This is a genomic window from Arthrobacter senegalensis (genome assembly GCF_059091765.1).
The window spans coordinates 305,106-323,979 of record NZ_JBNHGZ010000003.1 but is presented as its reverse complement, the minus strand read 5'-3'; the positions used below and the strand labels follow the sequence as shown (position 1 = coordinate 323,979).

The window sequence follows — 18,874 nt, the reverse complement described above, 5'->3', positions numbered from 1 at the left end:
GACCGCGGACTGCAGGCGGTACGGTAGCGAAATGCCTCAACCTCAGTCACCGGAGTCCCGCCCTGCCCGGCCCGGTCCGCCGGCCGGGCCGCAGGATCCGGGGCCGCGCGCCACACCTTGGCTGCTCCGCGTCGGACCGGGGCTGCTCTTTGCGGCGGCCGCCGTAGTTGCCGCCCACGGCCTGCACTGGCTCGCGCCGGCCGTCCCGGTGATGAGCTTCGCCGTGGTCCTGGGTATCCTGGCGGCGAACCTGCCGCCTACTGCTTCGTGGACGGGTGGAGCGGCGCTTCCCGGACTGGCCTTCTGCGGGCGGACGTTGATGCGTGCAGGGATTGTGCTGCTGGGTGCCCGGTTGGCGCTCTCGGACCTGGCCGAGCTGGGCTGGTTCGCCCTGGTGCTGGTGGTTCTGGTGCTGCTGCTGGCGTTCGGCGGAACCTACGTGCTGGCGCGCTGGTATCGTTTGCCCGGCGACCAGCCCGTGCTGCTGGCCGCCGGATTCTCCATCTGCGGGGCCTCGGCCATCGGCGCCGTCGCCGCGGCCCGGGGCAGCCGGAGCCAGGACACGCTGATGCCCGTCGCCCTGGTGACGCTGTGCGGCACGCTGGCCATCGGCGTCCTGCCGGCCGTCATGGCGGTCACCGGCATGACCCTGGAAGTGTTCGGCTTCTGGGCCGGGGCCTCCGTGCACGACGTCGGACAGGTGGTCGCCACCGCCCAGAGCGCCGGCACGGCGGCCCTGACCATCGCCGTCGTCGTCAAGCTCGCCCGCGTGGTGATGCTGGCACCCGTCACGGCCGCCGCGGCCTTGCACAGCCGGCGGAAGGCCAAGGCCGGAGCCGTCCACGCGGACGGGACCGCCGGGCCCGGCAAGCAGCCGCCGTTGGTGCCGCTCTTCGTGCTCGGTTTCCTCGCCCTGATGATGCTGCGCAGCGCGGGGTGGTTGCCGCAGCCGGTCCTGGACAGCATGGCGTCCGTGCAGGAACTATTGCTAGCCGCAGCACTGTTCGGGCTGGGCGCTGCCGTCCGCCTGCGGGAACTGCTCCGCTCCTCGCTGCCGGCCGTCTCCACGGCCCTGCTCTCCTGGCTGCTGATTGCCGGACTGGGGATCGGCGCAGCCTGGCTGGCGATGGGCGGACGCTAAGGGGCCGCGACCGGGCCCGCGCATGGTTAAATGGGCCGGATGACGAACCAGAACCTCAGCCGCGATGAAGCGGCCGCACGGTCACGCATCCTGCAGGTGGAGCGCTATGAGGTCTCGCTGGACCTGCGCAACGCCGAGGACCCCGACGCGCCGGGTTTCGTCTCCAGCACCGTCATCACCTTCAGTTGCAGCGAACCGGGCGCCACGGTGTTTGCCGACTTCATCCACGGCGGCGTCCACTCCGTCACGCTCAACGGCCGGCCCCTGGACCTCGACGAGGTGGTGGACGGTTCCCGGATCACGCTGCCCGGCCTCGAGGCCGAGAACCAGGCCACGATCACGGGCACCGCTCTGTACAGCAGCAGCGGCGAAGGGCTCCACCGGTTCGTTGATCCGGTGGACGCGCGAACGTACCTCTACACCCAATACGAACCGGCCGACGCGCGCCGCGTCTTCGCCAATTTCGAGCAGCCGGACCTGAAGGCCAGCTTCAGCTTCCACGTGGCAGCCCCCGCCCACTGGCTGGTGGCCTCCAACGCCGCGGTGGCCGTGACCGAGCCGATGGGCTCCACGCCCGGCTACTCCGTGCGCCGCTTCGAAGCGACGCCACGCATCTCCACCTACATCACCACGATCCTGGCCGGGCCCTACCACGCGGCCACGGACACCTGGCAGGGCACCCTGCCCGACGGCGGACAACTGAGTGTGCCGCTTGGCGCCTACTGCCGGGCCTCGCTGGCCGACTCCTTCGATCCGGAGCAAATCTTCGCCGTCACCAAGGCCGGCCTGGATTTTTTCCACGAACTTTTCGACTACCCCTACCCGTTCGGCAAGTACGAGCAGGCGTTCGTGCCCGAATACAACCTGGGCGCCATGGAGAACCCCGGCCTGGTCACCTTCACCGAGGCCTACGTGTTCTCCTCCCGGGCCACCGACGCCCAGTACCAGGCCCGCGCCAACACCATCCTGCACGAGATGGCGCACATGTGGTTCGGCGACCTGGTCACCATGAAGTGGTGGGACGACCTCTGGCTGAAGGAATCGTTCGCCGACTACATGGGGTCCCTGGCGTCCGCCGAGGCTACGCAATGGACCAACGCCTGGATCACCTTCGCCAACCGGCGCAAGGGGTGGGCGTACGTGCAGGACCAGCTGCCCACCACCCACCCCATCGTCGCCGACATCCCTGACCTGGAAGCGGCCAAGCAGAACTTCGACGGCATCACGTATGCCAAGGGCGCCTCGGTGCTCAAACAGCTGGTGGCCTATGCCGGTTTCGACTCCTTCGTCGGCGCCTCGCGCCGGTATTTCCGCGAACATGCCTACGGCAATACGTCGCTGGCCGATTTCCTCACCGCTCTCAGCGCGGCTTCCGGCCGGGACATGGAGCAGTGGGCGCGGCAGTGGCTGCAAACCGCCGGCATCTCCACCCTGGGCGTGGACCTCGAGTACGACGGCGGTGCGATCGCCTCCGCGGGCGTCGTCCAGGAGGCGGTGGATCCGGTGACGCAGGAGCCGTCCTTCCGGCCGCACCGGTTGCGACTGGGCCTGTACAACCCGGACGCCTCCGGCCGGTTGGTCCGCACGGACCAGCTGGAGCTGGACGTGGCGGGGCCGCGGACCGAGGTTCCGGAACTGGCGGGCCGCGAGGTTCCCGCCCTGCTGCTGCTCAACGATGAGGACTTGAGCTACGCCAAGGTCGTCTTCGATACCGGCTCCCTGGAGACGGTGCTTTCCTCCTTGGACAAGGTCACCGATCCGCTGGCTCGCGCCCTGTGCTGGTCAACCCTGTGGGACATGGCCCGCGACGGGCGCCTCCCGGCCGCCGACTACGTGGAGGCTGTGCAGCGCTTCGCGCCGGCAGAAACCGAGAACAGCGTGCTGCAGGTGGTCCTGGACTGCGCCAAGACGGCGATGGACCGCTACGCGCCGGCGGAACTCCGGACAGGCCTGCGGGAAGCCTTTCTGGCCGCCGCCCGCCGGGAGGCGGAAGCGGCGGAGCCGGGCAGCGACCGGCAGCTGACCTGGGCGCGGTCGCTGGCGGCGGTCGCGCGCGCCGATGACGGCCAGGCGCCTTTCCTGCGCGGCCTGCTGGACAAGACCACGGTGCTGGAGGGGCTGAAGCTGGACACCGATTTACGTTGGCGCTTCTGGCAGGCGCTGGCGGCCACCGGCCACGCCTCGGCGGCGGAGCTGGATGCGGCCTTGGAAGCCGACCGCAACGCGGCGGCGCGTGCCGGCCACCTGGCAGCCATGACCGCGCGGCCCCTTCCGGAGGTGAAGGCCCAGGCCTGGCACACCGCGGTGCATACCGATTCGCTGTCCAACGAGCTGCTGGACGCCACCATCGATGGTTTCTGCCAGGGCCCGCCCGGGCTTCACGCAGGGTATGCCGAACCGTACTTTGAGGAACTCGATCGAATCTGGTCGGTGAAGAGCATCGAGATAGCGGGCAGGCTGGTTCGGGGGCTCTACCCCATCGCGCAGGACCTGGTCCCCGGACAGGCCCCTGCGGACCACCCCGTCGTCGTACGCACCGATGCCTGGCTCGACAGCCACGCGGAGGCGCCGGCCGCGCTTCGCCGCATCGTCATTGAACAGCGTGACCATCTGCTCCGGGCACTCCGCGCGCAGCAGGCCGGCACCCGGGGCTGAGCGCACACAGCGGCACAGCGGACGACGGCGGACGACGGCGGGCGAGCGGCTGCAGGCGCATCGGCGGCCATTGGCGGCCGGTAGCCGCCGCACGGTTCCCTGCGCAGCCTCCGTGGAATAGGCTGTCGTCTTCCAGGGACCCGGACCCCCGGACGCCGGGGTTCAGGAGCAGGAGGAATCGTGCCGAGACTGCGAGTGCACAATTTTTCCGTATCGCTCGACGGCTACGCAGCCGGCCCGAACCAGAGCGTTGAGGACCCGTTGGGAGTGGGCGGCGAACAGCTGCACGAGTGGGTGTTCCGGACCGCGGCCGGCAAGCGGATGGGCGGCGAGGCCGGGGGTTCCACCGGGCTGGACAACGACTTTGTCGAGGCCGGGCAGGAGGGCATCGGGGCCACCATCATGGGCCGGAACATGTTCGGGCCGGTGCGCGGCGAGTGGCCCTCCGTGGAGTGGCGGGGCTGGTGGGGTGAAGACCCGCCGTTCCATCATCCGGTCTTCGTGCTGACGAACTACCCGCGGCCGCCCATCACCATGGCCGGCGGGACCGTCTTCCACTTTGTCGACGACGGGATCGAGTCCGCCCTGCGCAAGGCCTTCGACGCCGCCGCCGGGCAGGACGTCCGGCTCGGCGGCGGCGCATCTGCAGTCCGTCAATACCTGCGAGCGCGGCTCGTGGACGAACTGCACCTGGCCATGGTGCCCGTTCTGCTCGGCTCCGGCGAGCGCGTGTTCGACGATCTGGACGCCGCGGCTCTCGGCTACGAATGCGTCGAATTCGCCGCCTCGCCTGCCGCGGCTCACGCCCGCCTGGTCAGGAGCAGGGACCGGTAGCCCGGCCGCTTGGCTTCCGCCGCTCACCCTACGGTACGCGGTGCAGCCATTCTTCCGTGCCGAACTTGGTCTCCACGAGTTCCCGGGCCATGGCCAGCTCTTCCTCGGAAAAACCGCTGTCCTCGGCGGCATAGCGGTCCTTGAAGGTTCGGATCATCACGTCGATGATTTCTTCGCGGGTCAGGCCGGTCTGCCGGCGCAGCGGATCCACCCGCTTCTTGGCGCTGGCGATGCCCTTGTCGGAGATTTTTTCCTTGCCGATCCGAAGGACGTCGGTCATCTTGTCCGCGTCGATGTCGTAGGACATGGTCACGTGGTGCAGCATCCCGCCATTGGCCAACCGCTTCTGCGCCGCGCCGCCGATCTTGCCCTCCGGCGTGGCGATGTCGTTGAGCGGCTGGTAGAACGCCTTGATGCCGACCTTCTCCAGCGACGCCATAACCCAGGCGTCGAGGTACGCGTAGGACGCTTCAAAGCTCTGCCCGTCCACCAGAGTCTGTGGGAGGTACAGCGAGTAGGTAATCGCGTTACCGCGTTCCATGAACATGGCGCCGCCGCCGCTGATCCGGCGCACCACGGTGATGCCGTGGCGTTCCACCCCGTCCGGGTCCACTTCGTTGCGGACCGATTGGAAGCTGCCGATCACCACCGACGGCGCCTCCCATTCCCAGAACCTCAGCGTCGGCGGGCGCTTCCCGGCCCCCACCTGGCGGGTCAGGACCTCGTCCATCGCGACATGCAGGTGCGTCGGCAGCGGGGTGGGTGGAATAACCTGCCATTGATGGTCAAGCCAACCGGTGGCCTTGTTGAGCGCGCGGCGCACGGCCACGGCAACCGCATCGGCCGAGAAACCAAACATTTGCGCGTCTGGCCGCAATGCAGCGTTTATCGCGCTGGCATAGTGGCCGTGGGCGCTTTCGATGCTCATCCCGTCAAGCGCTACGTTGATGTCTGCCAGTGCTTCATCCGGTTCCAGAAAGAAGTCTCCGCTGACGGACGGCCGGGTGATCTGTCCGTCCGCCACCTCGAAGTCCACGACCACGAGCTTGCCGCCCTGGACCTTGTACTCTCCATGGCGGTGGTCGGTCATGTGCACTCCTTGGCTGTCTTGGGGCTATCTTGGCGGCGGACGGTGTTGGCCGTCAGGCGGCGCGGTCGTCGGTTTTCCCAGTCTAATCAAGGCCCGGGGGCGGCCCGTGCGGCGCGGGACTCAGGTTCCTCCCAGCTGCTGCCGGGGCTGTGCCCAGAACCCGCTCGTAGTGTCATAGACACCTCATCACGGTGCGAGTGAAAGAGGGGCCGGACGTGCCCGGTCCAAGCGCCGGCGGGTATGGAGTAACTCCCCCAACCTCTCCACTACCCGCCGGCGCTTTTTCATGACTTGTTCCCGTCGCCCGTATCGGCAAGCTTTAGCCCGATCACGCACCCGATGATCCCGGCAACGAACAGCAGTTTGAGCACGCTCGCAGGTTCTCCGCCGAACAGCATGGCGTAGCCGACGGTCAGCGCTGCCCCGGCTCCGGTCCACACCGCATATGCCGTGCCGATGGGGATGCCGCGCATGGCATAGCCCAGGCCCACCATGCTCAGGGTCAAGGCCACGAAGAACACCACGGCGGGCACCGTGCGGCTCAGTCCGTCCGACATCCCCAGCGCTGTTGCCCACACAGCTTCCAGGACGGCGCTGATTAACAAGACAGTCCAATGCATGCCAGCCCCCTTAGCCGATCGCCTTGAGGCCGACAACGCAGCCGATGATGCCCAGCAGCAGGAGGACGCGTATCAAGGTCGCCTTCTCGGCGCCGGTGACCATGGCAACCGCCGCGGTCAGCACCGCACCGATGCCGACCCAGACCGCATAGGCGGTCCCTACCGGTATGGCAGTCATGGCGTAGGCCAGGCCGGCCATGCTCAGGGCCATGGATACTACGAAAATGATGGTGGGCCAGAGCCGGCGGAAATTCTTTGATGCGCCCAGGGCCGTGGCCCAGACGGCTTCCAGGACGCCGGACAGAACAAGTATCAGCCATTCCATGTGTGATTCCTTTGGCCAGTCTTGTCGCACACCGGGTACTGAACCGTCGTCCGGAGACCCAAGGAACAGGTCTTGGACTTGAAAATAGCAAAGTACGACGCCGGTGCGCAGCTTTGGTGGCCAACCTCACCAGCCTGTGGCCTGGCCCCGGTCGTTGATGGCCCTCTAATCGTTTGTTGCTTTCCTGCGTTTCGCCAGGTGCCACGCAGCTCGAAGGGCCGATACAACTGCAATCACGAAGCCGAGCGCGCCTAGCCCGAGGAAAACCAGAACGAAACCGATCCTGAGAGGGGCAGGAGCCAGTCCTTGATCGGCCTCGCTGATTCCCCCGAAACCAATCCACGTAAACAAGGCCAACACGAGGCCAAGGAACACCATGGAGATGCCGGATGCGAAGGCTGCCGCAACGGGGATTTTTTTCATGAACTGCCGGCCCCTTTCGCTGCGTTTTAGGTGCATGCTGCGGACTCCTTGGGACATTGAACGGACGGCCACTCCTCGAACTATCGAATGATACGTCCTGTCGGGATACCCTGATCAGAAAAGTCTGGGCGCTGGAAGGCCGAAATTGGAAGAGGGCAATGCGTAGAACATTTAAGATCGCGGTTGCCTTAGTAATCGGCATGATCCTGGTCAGCGCCGGGTTGTTCTTCATTGGATATACGAAATGGGGAGGATATGCCATCGAGGGTTTGATGCTCATCGCCGTGGTGGTATTTGTAGCCAGGCTTGCGCTTGGAGGTAGAAAGAGCATCACTCAACCGATGGCGGAGCCCGGAGAGACGCTCAACGATTTATACCTGGGCGCCACCTACACAGGCCCACGACTCCTCGCCCCTCCCCGAGGAACGCATGCAGAGTTGGTCATCGATGATGATGAGCGGTTGCAGTTCCTTGAGGCCCTCAAGAACGCAGACGCACGCTCACCCCGCGAAATCCCTGGGGGACGGCACCGCCCCTAGCCGTATAGACAGTTCCTGTCGCAGCTTTCCCGCGGCCCCTTCCCTGGAATTCCAACAACCTGCGCTCAGCCAAGCGAAACCACTTTCCTACTCGCCCTGCCTGGTTTTATCGCTAGTTGGATTTCGGCCTGCTTGAGGGCCATTCCGTCTACATAACCGATGAGCTCCGGATCTTCAACGTGGGAAAGGAAGGCCTGCCGCACAAAGGCAGGCCTTTTGTATGGCAGGATAATTCCCAGGCAATCGCACTGAATGCATGCGTGACTGATGCCGGACATATTGGGGGAATACTTGCGCAAGAATCCGGGCCGAATGCTGGCCTCCATCGTTACCGCCGGAGCCCTGCTGCTTGGCGGGTTCACGGCCGCAGCCCCGGCTGAGGCCCTCGGGCCGAAAGCCACGGGGCCGAGCGCCTCCTCGGTGCTGAACACCCTGCCGGTCAAGGGCAAGGCCGCTAAGACCGGCTATTCCCGGGACAAGTTCGGACCCTCATGGAAGGACACCGATCGCAACGGCTGTGATACCCGGAACGATATCCTCAAGCGCGACCTCACCAAGGACAGGTTTAAGCCCGGCACGAATAACTGCGTCATCGCTTCCGGGACCCTGAAGGATCCCTACACCGGCAAGACCATCAGCTACGTCCGCGGCGGCAACAAGGTCGACATCGACCACGTCGTGGCACTGGGCCAGGCCTGGGTGTCCGGTGCCCAGAAGCTCTCTACCGCCCAGCGCACCGCCCTGGCCAACGACCCGCTGAACCTGCTGGCCGTGGATTCCTCCGCGAATCGGGCGAAGGGCGACCGCGAGGCCAGTGCGTGGCTGCCCAAGAACAAGTCCTTCCGTTGTCCCCTCGTCGCCACCCAAATCGCGGTCAAGAAGAAGTACGCCCTGTCGGTCACTCCCGCCGAGAAGGCCGCTATGAAGCGGGTCCTCACCTCCTGCCCCGGGCAGAAGACGGTGAAGGTCACCGCCATCAAGCCGGCCAGCAAGGGAACGCCGACGAAGGCCGCCAAGCCCTCCACTGCATTGGAGGTCTCCCCCGGTGCTTTCTGCGCCTCGTCCATGAAGGGCAAGAAGGGCATCGGCAAAACCAATGGCAAGACCTACACCTGCAAGGCGTCCTCCACGGACAGTCGCCTCCGGTGGCGGGCCTGATTGGGGGTTCAGGGGGAAAGGAAGTGCACCACACGTGCGGGAGAACCCACAACAATGGAATTATCGGGCACGTCTTCGTAATAACGGAGGCAGCCGCCCTCGCCCTCCAAGTGCGACGATGATCGAATGCAGAACAGGGCCGACTTGCTCCTCGAGGGACCGCGCGGGCGACGCCTATGCCTCGAGCTGGCGAAGGCGCTCAGCCCGGACGTCAGAACGGCCGCATCCAGGCTGGCATACGAACTCGATCCTGGAAGGGGCTCCTCAACAGTCCTGCTGACCGCCGGTCGAGGTGTTGCTTCCGCCCCTTCATCACCGGAAGAGTTTGCGGCAGCGATTGCTTCCATCAATCCGGGCGCCCTGAAGGGTGTAGTCATTCAATCGGCGCTGCAACTAGCCGTTGCGTCGGCCAGGTACTGGCAGGAGCCGGAGGGTGAAGACGTGCTCGCCGGACATCCCGCCGTCGTCGCCGCCCTCTACCCCGTGGCCGAAGAGGTCATGGATTCATCGACGGGGCGGCAATGGAGTCTGCCTCGCCGGACCGAGCAGTGGGCAATTGACTGGCGATCGGCGGAGGATCCGTCGCCGCTGCCCAAAGACCCTCAGCGCACCTTGGCTGAGTGGAAACATGGAGAGCGAGCCGAAGAAGCTCGGGCTGCGAAAGACCGGCCCGATGACCCCGGGGCACCTTGGTCCGGCACGTGGTGGTCTATCCCGCAGGGGTTGCTCCAGACCGTCGGGCAGATTCCGTCAGGGTTGGAGCTCGTCGAAGACAGCCTTGGCTGGGAAGATGCCACCACCATCCCGGTCCGTGGAGTGGGCCGAACCTATGAGATCCGCACGGGGGATGACTGGATCCGCCTGTGCCGCGCCTTCCCCCTGGAGGTTACCGCCTCCCGCCGGCACGACTGGTACCGCACTACCGGACGGACCGGTCGATGGGTGATTCCGGACTGGGCACAAGTTGCGCAGGAATGGGATGCCGTCCACCTGACTGTTGTCGCATATCTCAACGGCGCCACGCGCCCGCTCCGGATTGATTCAGCCACGGCAAGTGTCATCGCCGGGTGGAACCCCGATACCACGATCTGGCTCACCGACGTGGCACGGGAGTGGGAAGGGCCCCGGCAGACGTGGCATCGTGGGCCGCAAGACGGCTGCTGGTCTGCGGGGTCACCGCCGACCGAGCCATGAACCAGCTGGCGCCCGCACGGAGTGAGCTACGCCCCAGCCGAACCTGCGGGTCGCAAGCGACTTTTCAGAAGCTCGATTTCTTCTTGACTGAGCCCTGCTTCGCGAAGATAAGACCGGGGATCAAATCCTGCCAGCCAGGTAATGAGTTCCGTCCGTCGCTCCGCAATACGGTCCTCTAACTCTTTGATGGAGTGCACCCTCACCTTGCTGTGCGTCGGGTTGCGGCGTGCGTGTTTGTCCACGCTGCGAACTGCACGCTCATAGTCGCTGGCAATCGCTTCAACCGGCACTCCGGCAAGTGCGAGGAGAACGGCGGCGATCATTCCGGTCCGATCGCGACCGCCTGCACAGTGAAACAGCACCGCTCCTTTGGCGTGGGCTATCGTCCGGAAGATTTGGGCAAACTTCTCGGGATAGAAAGCAAGATTGTCCCGGTAGGACGCAGTGTGATCCAGCAGAGGTCCGCAGACCCGCATGAAGTCCTCGTCGTCGGGGTCCTCGGTCGGCAAGTTAGCGATCATCAGGTCTTCGAGCACCTTTTCGTCGATAACGGGATGATGCCGCTCCCTTTTGATTTCGCCGGGGTTTCGCAGGTCAATTACAGTGGTGAGGCCGGAGTCCAGCGCATCCTGCCACCCCTGGAGAGACAAGTACTCGCGCGCCCCGGACCGGTATAACTGCCCCCGGCGTGTTAGACCACCTCCACGCAGCGGCATGCCGCCAAGGTCGCTAAGGTTGAACGCTCCGTCCCACGGTGTCCTGTTCATGACAGGGCAGTCTACAGATGAGCGATGCCGCACCCCCATACTTCGCATATGCTGTTCCGAAACCCGCCCGTCAGGTGGCAGGTCACGGCCATTGGGAAGAAGCAGGGGCTTATGTCGGGGGTCAAAAGGAAACGATCCACTCAATTCCTCAGCGTTGCGGCGGTCAGCGCAATGTTCATCGCAGTGGCCGGGTGTGCGGAAGCGACCGCGCAAGCCACACAGGACCTCCCGCCAGCAGCATCTTCCCCCGCGTCCACCTCGCTTCCACCCTCCACGCCGGCGTCCACCCCACCGTCCGACCCGCTGCCGGAACCACCCGCGGGCGCCTCCGGGTTTGTCAGCATGGCCGAGATTCCCGCTTTGTACCGGAACGCGCTCGATGACTTTCCCCATCCCCTTCCCGCCGGGGTCGATTGGCCTGCCGGCATTCCCGGCGGTTACGACGACCCGACAGGGCTGTATGAGTCGGGTGGGCTCGGCGAATCCATTGCCTCGCATTACTGGCGTTGCGCCTGGGAGGGTGAATTCCTTGGCGCCTTCGAGAGCAATGAGCAGGGCCGGCAGGCCGCAGCCCTTGCCATGCTCGACACTTGGGTTTCGGATCCGTACTTCACCAAGATTTTCGAAGACCCCGAGCAGGTGTGGAAGGGTTATGTGCTCGACCCGGCCAAAAGCGGCGATGTCACACGGATGAAGTTTGAGCACAGCCACTGCCCGCCCCTTGACTAGCCGGTCCGGGCGCGGTTCCGCCGGTTGGGATAGGGAGCAATCACTCCCGCCCGGCAACCTACCCGTCGGCGGCGCAGAACAGCTGCAGTTCAGCGTCTCCGTCACGGATGTAGTGCAGACCTGTAAACCCGTGTCCCCCTGCGAAGCGGGACTGCAGGGAGGTGCTGTCCTCCAGCTGGTACAGCATGTTCACCAGCGCGGTGCCGGCCCCGTCGGTGATGGCCAGCGACACGGCGCGGCCGTCCGGGGCCTCCCCTGTGTAGCTTCCGGACAGCCGGAACGAGCCGGCGATCAACTGCTGCCGGTCCCCCGTCGTGCCGTCGACCCTGGGCAGGACCAACTGGCCGGCCTCTTCTCCGGCGCTGCCGCCAAAGTCCGGACGGTACTGCGTGGTGCAGGTGATTTCGGCCGGCAGTTGCTGTTGCCCTGCTGCGCATGCCGTGAGCAGAAGGGCGGAAACGGCCAGCGTGACCGGGCCCCCGATCGCCCCCGGGCGGCGATGGTCCCGGTGCCGCCCAGTGCGGACCGCTTCACGGTGTGGAGTTGGTGCCATGCCAGCAGCCTAACGTCGCGGCCGGCAGGGGACGCCAGGAGCCGGTGCACGACGCGCCAGGCCGCCGGGCCACAAACCCGAGCCAATAGGCCGCCGCATTCAACGGCGAAGCCCGCACCGGGCGGTGCGGGCTTCGCTGAAGACTTGCGGGGAGAAGTGTTACTTCTTGCCGCCGAAGCCCTTGAAGCGTGCGTTGAAGCGCTCCACGCGGCCGGCGCTGTCCATGATGCGCTGCTTGCCGGTGTAGAACGGGTGGGACTCCGAGGAGATTTCAACCTCGATCAGCGGGTAGCTGTTGCCGTCTTCCCACTCCACCGTCCGCTTGGACGTCGCGGTGGACTTGGTCAGGAAGGAAACGCCGGAGGCCAGGTCGCGGAACACGACCGGGGCGTATGCCGGATGGATATCAGACTTCATAGTTGTACCTTTTCTACGCGCCCCTGGATTTTGCCAGCGGCTAGAAGGATGGAAAGATGGCAGCCCCATCAGGGCCAGCACACAACTCTACCGCATTCGGCGGGCTCACGTCGAAGTGACACGGCAGGCCCAGAACGCGACCGCGCTGGCGGCCGCAACGTTCAGGGAGTCCACTCCCGCACGCATGGGGATCATCACGGTCAGATCCACCCGGTCGAGCGTTTGCTCCTTCACGCCGGCGCCCTCGGTGCCCAGCACCAGCGCCAGCTTGTCGTAGCTGCGCCGTTCCAGCTCATCCAGGGCGATGGCGTCCTCGGTCAGCTCCAACGCCGCCGTGATGAACCCGGCGTCGCGGAGCGCGGCAACACCCTCCGGCCACTCCGGCAGCCGGGCCCACGGAATCTGGAAGACCGTGCCCATGGAGACCCGGATGCTGCGCCGGTACAACGGGTCGGCGCACTGTGGACTGAGCAGCACCGCGTCCATGCCCATGGCGGCGGCGCATCGGAAGATCGCGCCCACGTTGGTGTGGTCCACGATGTCCTCCAGCACTGCCACCCGGCGGGCACCGGCCAGCACGTCCTCGACGGGCAGCGGCGCGGGCCGGTGCATGGCGGCCATCGCGCCGCGGTGCAGGTGGAATCCGGTGATCGTCTCCAGCACCTCGGGCGTCCCGACGAACACGGGCACCTCGGGGAACCGGTCGATCACATCGCGCAGGTCGTCCAGCCACTTGTCGGTCAGGAAGAAAGACCGCGGGGTGTGGCCGGCGGCGATGGCGCGGCGCAGCACCTTGGAGCTTTCGGCGATGTACATCCCCTCGGCGGGCTCGCGGCGGCGGCGCAGTGCGGTGTCCGTCAGCTGCGCGTAGTCGGCCACCCGCGGATCGGCGGCGGAGTCCAGGCGCACCAGGTTCATGCGAAGAGGTTCCTGACCAGCACGAACAGCGCCACCAGGCCAAGGGTGACAATGATGCTGCGCAGCACCACCGGCTTCAGCCGGCGTCCCACGGCGGAGCCAATCAGCGCACCGATCAGCGAACTGATGGCGATGACCAGCACCACCGGCCAGTCGATCCGGTCGAACGCGAAGAGCATGTAGGAGATGGCGGCGATGATGTTCACGCCCAGCACCAGCACGTTCTTCACCGCGTTGGCCTGCTGCAGGGTGCCGTGCAGGAAGACCCCGAGGATTCCCACCAGCAGCACGCCCTGCGCGGCCACGAAGTAGCCGCCGTAGACACCGGCGAAATAGACCAGCCCCAGCAGCAGCCACGGCCGCGGCCGGGTCCGGGCCTGCGCGGCCTGGCGGTCCCGCACCCAGGCCTGGAGCTTCGGTTGGAACACCACGAACAGCAGCGCCACCACGATCAGGAACGGGGCCGCCACGCCGAAGACTTCCTCCGGCAGGTGCAGCAGCAGCCAAGCGCCGGTGATCCCGCCCAGCAGTGAGGCCGGAAGCAGGATGGCCAGGGTGCGGCGCAGCCCGGCCAGTTCCCTCCGGTAGCCGTAGACGCCGCCCACATTGCCGGCGATCAGGCCCATCGCGTTCGAGATGGTCGCGGTCACCGGCGCATAGCCCAGCGCCACGAGAATGGGGAACGTGACCAGCGTGCCGGAGCCGACAATGCTGTTGATGGTGCCGGCCCACAGCCCGCCCAGCCCGATCAGGGCAGCGTTCAGCACATCCATGAGGCGGGCGCCGCCTAGGCGCGCTTGGCTACGGCAGTGTAGCGGCCGCCGTCGTGCTTCACGCTCAGCGGCATGTCGAAGGCGGTACTCAGGTTCTCTTCGGTCAGCACCTCCGCGATGGGCCCCTGGGCCACTACCCCGCCCTCGCGCAGCAGCATGGCGTGGGTGAAGCCCGGCGGCACTTCCTCCAGGTGGTGGGTGACCAGCACCAGCGCCGGCGCGTCCTCGTCCCGGGCCAGTTCGCTCAGCCGCCGCACCAGATCCTCGCGGCCAGCCAAGTCCAGGCCGGCACCCGGCTCGTCCAGCAGCAGCAGTTCGGGATCGGACATCAGGGCCCGGGCAATCTGCACGCGCTTGCGTTCGCCCTCGCTCAGGGTGGCGAAGGTGCGGTTCATGAAGGTGGACATGCCCCAGGCGTCCAGCAGCCGGAAGGCCCGGCGCTCGTCCATCTTGTCGTACTGTTCGCGCCAGCGGCCGGTCACCCCGTAGGCGGCGGTGACCACCACATTGAGCACCTGCTCGTGCTCGGGGATCTGGCCCGCCAGCGCGGCGGAGGCCAGGCCGATCCGCGGCCGCAGCTCGAACACGTCGACCTTGCCCATGGTCTCGTCCAGGATCCCGGCGATCCCGCGGGTGGGATGCAGGCGTGCGCCGGCGATCTGCAGCAGCGTGGTCTTGCCCGCCCCGTTGGGGCCGAGCACTACCCAGCGCTCCCCCTCCTTGACCTGCCAGTCAATGCCGTCGAGCAGGGTTTTCCGCCCGCGGACAACAGTGACCCCGGCAAATTCAAGTACATCGCTCATATCAGTAGACAGTAGGCTAAAACGCGTAGTATTCGCCAAACGCGGCGCCGGAGCCTGCCATGATGGACCCGGCCCTCCCCCAAGCTTTGCGTAGAACGGAATCATCATGCCCTCGCTCCTCCGTGTCGTCTCCTACGGCCGGGAACTCCCCGACGCCTACCTCGCTGCCGTGCAGGCAGCGGTCACCGGAGCCGGCGGGAGCATCAGGGAGCTGGAGAACGCGGCCAACGACCGTTTCCAGGTCACCGTCCTGACGGTGGAGTACGACGGCGGTGCCTCCGACGGCGTCGCAGCCTTGCGGGCGGCGCTGGCCCCCGTCCTCACCGACGACCTGGGCACGGCCGTGATGGACGCGTCGCTGGCCGGGCCGCAGCGCAAGCTGCTGCTCATGGACGTGGACTCCACGCTCATCCAGCAGGAGGTCATCGAACTGCTGGCCGAGCATGCGGGCAAGCGCGAGGAGGTGGCCGCCGTGACCGAGGCGGCGATGCGCGGTGAACTGGACTTCGCCCAGAGCCTGCACGCCCGGGTGGCCACCCTGAAGGACCTTCCGCTCGACGTCATCGACCGTGTCCGTGCCGCGGTGCGGCTGACGGACGGCGCACGGGAACTCGTGGAGGCCTTCCTGGCCGCCGGCCACGCGGTGGCCGTAGTCTCCGGCGGCTTCAGCCAGATCCTGGATCCGCTGGCCGCCGAGCTCAGGCTGACCTACCACCGGGCCAACCTGCTGGGCATCGACGCGGAGCTGCTGACCGGCACGGTGGACGGTGACGTGGTGGACCGGGCGGTGAAAGAGGCAGTGCTGCGCGAATGGGCCGCCGCGGAGGCCATCGACCTGGCGCAGACCATTGCCATCGGCGACGGCGCCAATGATTTGGACATGCTCGCGGCCGCCGGCCTCGGCGTGGCGTTCAACGCCAAGCCGGCGGTCCGGGCGGCCGCCGACGCCGCCATCAACATCCCCTACCTGGATGTGGCCCGCTACTTCGCCGGCGTCTGACACCGCCCGCGGAGTCTGACAACCGCCCGCGACGGGCGGACCCGCCATCCCGTGCCGGCCGGTTTCCGTGGGACGCGGACCCTATCGCAGGGCCACGTGCCGGAGTAGGGTCGGTTGAACCTTCCCGGACCGCGCCCGTGCTGCCGGCCTCCGGGCGGGGGTTCCCGGAACCTGCCGTGAAGGAGAACCAGCGATGGTCACGCATTCCACACCAACCGCCACCCTGGATCCGGACGCGGCCGAGACGTGCCGGCGCCTGGCGGCGCAGCTGCGGGTCGACTCCATCCGGGCCACCACCCGCGCCGGCTCCGGCCACGCCACCTCGTCGCTCTCGGCGGCCGACCTCATGGCGGTGCTTCTGGCGAACCACCTGCGCTATGACTGGCAGCGGCCGGAGCTCGCCGCGAACGACCACTTGGTGTTCTCCAAGGGGCATGCCTCGCCGCTGCTCTATGCCATGTTCCGGGCCGCCGGAGTGATCGACGAAACGGAGCTGCTCGATTCCTACCGGCGGTTCGGCGGCCGGCTGCAGGGACATCCCACGCCGGCCCTGCCCTGGGTGGACGTGGCAACCGGCTCACTCGGCCAGGGGCTGCCCGTGGCCGTCGGCATCGCCCTGGCCGGCAAGTACCTGGACCGGCTCCCCTACCGGACATGGGTCCTTTGCGGGGACAGCGAGATGACCGAAGGATCCATGTGGGAGGCGCTGGACAAGGCCGCGTACTACCGGCTGGGAAACCTGACGGCGATCGTGGATGTGAACCGGCTGGGCCAGAACGGGCCGACCGCACTGGGCTGGGACCTGGACCGGTACTCCGCAAGGATCAGGGCTTTCGGCGCGCAGCCGCTGCCGATCGACGGCCATGACCTGGCCGCTATCAATGAAGCCTTCGCCACGGCGCGTGAGACCACCGACCGGCCCAGCGTCATCCTGGCCCGCACGGTCAAGGGCAAGGGCGTTCCCGCGGTGGAGGACAGGGACGGCTGGCACGGCAAGGCACTGCCGGAGGACGTCGCCGCGGCCGCCATCGAGGCACTGGGCGGCCCGACCAGGCTGCGGATCGCCCCGCTGCCGCCGGAACCCGGCGACCCGGCCATCACACCCAACCCCGCGGCCGCCGTCGCGCTGCCCGCCTACACGGCGGGCGATTCCGTCGCCACCCGGACCGCCTTCGGCGAGGCTCTGGCTGCCCTCGCCGCCCGGCCCGAGGTGGTGGTCCTGGACGGCGAGGTGGGCAACTCCACCAAGGCCGGGGAGTTCAGCAAGGCCGCGCCCGAGCGTTTCTTCGAGATGTTCATCTCCGAACAGCAGATGGTGGCGGCGGCGGCCGGACTCTCCGTGCGCGGGTATGTGCCGTTCGCCGCCAGTTTTGCAGCGTTCCTCGTCTCCCGCGGCTACGACTTCATCCGGATGGCCGGGGTTTCCGAGGTGGACATCCGCCTGGTCGGCACCCATGCCGGCGTCGAAATCGGCCAGGACGGGCCGTCGCAGATGGCGCTGGAGGACCTGGCCGCGATGCGGGCGATCCACACCTCGACCGTCCTCTACCCCGCCGACGCGCCCTCGACCGCCGGTTTGGTCCGCGCCATGGCGGACACTTCCGGCATCTGCTACCTCCGGGCCACGCGGGGCGATTACCCCGTGCTGTACGGGGAGGGCGAAGAATTCCCCATCGGCGGGGCGAAGGTGCACCGGGCTACGGACGACGACGACGTCACCCTCGTCGGAGCGGGCGTCACCCTGCACGAATGCCTGGCCGCGGCCGCCCGGCTCGCCGACGACGGCATCGGCGCGCGGGTGGTCGATCTCTATTCGGTCAAGCCCATCGACCACCAGACGCTGCTGGCGGCGTGCCGGGCCACGGGCGGCCGGATCATCACGGTGGAGGACCACTATCCGGAAGGCGGGCTCGGTTCGGCCGTGGCCGATTCCCTGACCCAGGCGCGGGTACCGGACCTCAAACTGGTCCGGCTGGCCGTGGAAGGCTTGCCGACCTCCGGTGCGCCACAGGACCTGCTGGACGCGGCGGGCATCTCGGCGCGGCACATAGCCGCGGCCGCGCGCCGACTGGTCCGGGAGTAGTCGGGCTCTTGCGGGCCCTTAGTCCTGCGCCTGCAGGAAGGACTCGGCCCCGCCCACGTATTCCGTGTGACCGGAGGGGACATCGGCGGTAACCATCTTGGCCACTTCCGCGCCGAATTCTTCCACCGAGTAGAGCTTGCCGGCCTCTGCCCGGCGGGCCTCGATCGCGCCGGGGCGGGCACGGTCCAGCAGCGTCGCGGTCACCGTGCCTTCGATCATGTCGCCGGACACAACCACCAGCGAGATGCCCTTGGCCTCCAGCTCCGGCAGCAGTTCGCGCAGCGCGTCTTCGCCGGCGCGCTTGCTCAGGGCCACCGGCTCATACTCCGGCATGGTCGGCACGGTACGGATGAAGTGGGCCTGATGGCTGGTGACGAACACCACCCGGGAGCCGGCCGGCATCGCCTCGGCCGCGGCCTTGAGCATGTTCACCTGCGCGTCGCGGTTCAGGCGCAGGGCATAGTCCTCGCCCATGCTGGACTCCATGCCGCCCGACGCGTTGAGCACCAGCACATCGACACCGCCGAAGTTCTGCATGGCGGCCTCCACCAGCGCCTCGGCGCCCTCTGCCGCGGTGAGATCGGCGGCAACGGCGACGGCGCGCCCGCCGGCTTCCTCGATCTGCGCCACTACCTTGTTCGCGCGGGGTGCCTTCTGGCGGTAGTTGACCACCACCGACGCTCCCTCGGCGGCCAGGAGCTTGGCCACCTCCGCGCCGATGCCGCGCGATGATCCCGTTACGATTGCTGCTTTGCCGTCCAGTGCGCCCATGGCTGCTCCTCGAGGTTCTCAGTGGTGGTCCGGCCGGCGCGTTGTAGGAAACGCCCAACCGGAAAAGGCTTCGGGTTCCAT

Annotated in this window: 20 protein-coding genes and 1 riboswitch; of the genes, 9 read left to right on the top strand and 11 right to left on the bottom strand. The window is 67.1% G+C overall.

Annotated features, from left to right (window positions below):
* Positions 1-31: 31 nt before the first annotated feature.
* The 3 genes from AC5RVG_RS11650 (at position 32) to AC5RVG_RS11640 (ending at position 4,630) form a co-directional block, all read left to right on the top strand.
* A complete protein-coding gene (locus AC5RVG_RS11650; protein WP_494013954.1) occupies positions 32-1,141 on the top strand; it encodes a YeiH family protein in 1,110 nt (369 codons plus the stop codon).
* A gap of 39 nt (positions 1,142-1,180) precedes the next feature.
* A complete protein-coding gene (gene pepN / locus AC5RVG_RS11645; RefSeq protein ID WP_494013953.1) occupies positions 1,181-3,796 on the top strand; it encodes an aminopeptidase N in 2,616 nt (871 codons plus the stop codon).
* Between the two features lie 180 nt (positions 3,797-3,976).
* Positions 3,977-4,630, top strand: a complete 654-nt coding sequence (locus tag AC5RVG_RS11640) for a dihydrofolate reductase family protein (RefSeq protein WP_494013952.1) — start codon at positions 3,977-3,979, stop codon at positions 4,628-4,630.
* Between the two features lie 28 nt (positions 4,631-4,658).
* On the opposite strand, the gene lplAB is transcribed toward AC5RVG_RS11640, so the two are convergent.
* From lplAB to AC5RVG_RS11620, 4 genes are all read right to left on the bottom strand, one after another.
* Positions 4,659-5,720: a lipoate-protein ligase LplAB gene (lplAB, locus tag AC5RVG_RS11635; RefSeq protein ID WP_494013951.1), complete on the bottom strand. Its 1,062-nt coding sequence runs from the start codon at positions 5,718-5,720 to the stop codon at positions 4,659-4,661.
* Between the two features lie 284 nt (positions 5,721-6,004).
* The gene (locus tag AC5RVG_RS11630; RefSeq protein WP_494013950.1) at positions 6,005-6,340 is read right to left on the bottom strand and encodes a DMT family transporter; all 336 of its coding nucleotides are present in this window, start codon (positions 6,338-6,340) and stop codon (positions 6,005-6,007) included.
* Positions 6,341-6,350: 10 nt separating this feature from the next.
* A complete protein-coding gene (locus AC5RVG_RS11625; RefSeq protein WP_493978495.1) occupies positions 6,351-6,665 on the bottom strand; it encodes a DMT family transporter in 315 nt (104 codons plus the stop codon).
* A 10-nt stretch (positions 6,666-6,675) separates the two neighbouring features.
* A riboswitch (guanidine-III (ykkC-III) riboswitch) is annotated at positions 6,676-6,741 on the bottom strand.
* Positions 6,742-6,830: 89 nt separating this feature from the next.
* On the bottom strand, positions 6,831-7,124 hold the full coding sequence (locus AC5RVG_RS11620; RefSeq protein WP_494013949.1) for a hypothetical protein: 294 nt from the start codon (positions 7,122-7,124) through the stop codon (positions 6,831-6,833).
* A gap of 122 nt (positions 7,125-7,246) precedes the next feature.
* On the opposite strand from AC5RVG_RS11620, the gene AC5RVG_RS11615 reads away from it, so the two are divergent.
* The 3 genes from AC5RVG_RS11615 (at position 7,247) to AC5RVG_RS11605 (ending at position 9,979) form a co-directional block, all read left to right on the top strand.
* Entirely contained in the window at positions 7,247-7,627 is a 381-nt protein-coding gene (locus tag AC5RVG_RS11615) for a hypothetical protein (RefSeq protein WP_494013948.1), read from the top strand.
* Between the two features lie 312 nt (positions 7,628-7,939).
* Positions 7,940-8,785 carry an HNH endonuclease family protein gene (locus tag AC5RVG_RS11610; RefSeq protein ID WP_494013947.1) on the top strand — a complete coding sequence of 282 codons (846 nt, stop codon included), beginning with the start codon at positions 7,940-7,942 and terminating at the stop codon, positions 8,783-8,785.
* A 126-nt stretch (positions 8,786-8,911) separates the two neighbouring features.
* Positions 8,912-9,979, top strand: a complete 1,068-nt coding sequence (locus tag AC5RVG_RS11605; RefSeq protein WP_494013946.1) for a hypothetical protein — start codon at positions 8,912-8,914, stop codon at positions 9,977-9,979.
* A gap of 26 nt (positions 9,980-10,005) precedes the next feature.
* Here the strand turns inward: AC5RVG_RS11605 and AC5RVG_RS11600 are convergent, their stop codons facing one another.
* Positions 10,006-10,746 (bottom strand): tyrosine-protein phosphatase, encoded by a 741-nt coding sequence (locus AC5RVG_RS11600; protein WP_494013945.1) that lies wholly within the window; start codon positions 10,744-10,746, stop codon positions 10,006-10,008.
* A gap of 342 nt (positions 10,747-11,088) precedes the next feature.
* Here AC5RVG_RS11600 and AC5RVG_RS11595 point away from each other — a divergent pair, with 342 nt between their 5' ends.
* The gene (locus AC5RVG_RS11595; RefSeq protein WP_494013944.1) at positions 11,089-11,475 is read left to right on the top strand and encodes a hypothetical protein; all 387 of its coding nucleotides are present in this window, start codon (positions 11,089-11,091) and stop codon (positions 11,473-11,475) included.
* A 58-nt stretch (positions 11,476-11,533) separates the two neighbouring features.
* On the opposite strand, the gene AC5RVG_RS11590 is transcribed toward AC5RVG_RS11595, so the two are convergent.
* The 5 genes from AC5RVG_RS11590 to AC5RVG_RS11570 form a co-directional block, all read right to left on the bottom strand.
* Entirely contained in the window at positions 11,534-12,028 is a 495-nt protein-coding gene (locus AC5RVG_RS11590; protein ID WP_494013943.1) for a hypothetical protein, read from the bottom strand.
* Between the two features lie 159 nt (positions 12,029-12,187).
* Entirely contained in the window at positions 12,188-12,445 is a 258-nt protein-coding gene (locus tag AC5RVG_RS11585) for a type B 50S ribosomal protein L31 (protein WP_493978504.1), read from the bottom strand.
* Positions 12,446-12,550: 105 nt separating this feature from the next.
* Positions 12,551-13,363 (bottom strand): TrmH family RNA methyltransferase, encoded by an 813-nt coding sequence (locus tag AC5RVG_RS11580; RefSeq protein ID WP_494013942.1) that lies wholly within the window; start codon positions 13,361-13,363, stop codon positions 12,551-12,553.
* The gene (locus AC5RVG_RS11575) at positions 13,360-14,136 is read right to left on the bottom strand and encodes a sulfite exporter TauE/SafE family protein (protein ID WP_493999668.1); all 777 of its coding nucleotides are present in this window, start codon (positions 14,134-14,136) and stop codon (positions 13,360-13,362) included. The genes AC5RVG_RS11580 and AC5RVG_RS11575 overlap by 4 nt, the downstream gene beginning before the upstream one ends.
* 14 nt (positions 14,137-14,150) lie before the next feature.
* Positions 14,151-14,939, bottom strand: a complete 789-nt coding sequence (locus AC5RVG_RS11570; RefSeq protein ID WP_493999667.1) for an ABC transporter ATP-binding protein — start codon at positions 14,937-14,939, stop codon at positions 14,151-14,153.
* Between the two features lie 106 nt (positions 14,940-15,045).
* Between AC5RVG_RS11570 and serB the strand changes: the two genes are divergently transcribed.
* Together serB and AC5RVG_RS11560 are read left to right on the top strand one after the other, a co-directional pair.
* Positions 15,046-15,939, top strand: a complete 894-nt coding sequence (gene serB, locus AC5RVG_RS11565) for a phosphoserine phosphatase SerB (RefSeq protein ID WP_494013941.1) — start codon at positions 15,046-15,048, stop codon at positions 15,937-15,939.
* A gap of 193 nt (positions 15,940-16,132) precedes the next feature.
* Positions 16,133-18,022, top strand: coding sequence for a transketolase (locus AC5RVG_RS11560; RefSeq protein ID WP_494013940.1), 1,890 nt, complete (start codon positions 16,133-16,135; stop codon positions 18,020-18,022).
* 18 nt (positions 18,023-18,040) lie between these two features.
* On the opposite strand, the gene AC5RVG_RS11555 is transcribed toward AC5RVG_RS11560, so the two are convergent.
* Complete coding sequence (locus AC5RVG_RS11555) at positions 18,041-18,793, bottom strand: SDR family oxidoreductase (protein ID WP_494013939.1); 753 nt, start codon at positions 18,791-18,793, stop codon at positions 18,041-18,043.
* Between the last annotated feature and the right edge of the window lie 81 nt (positions 18,794-18,874).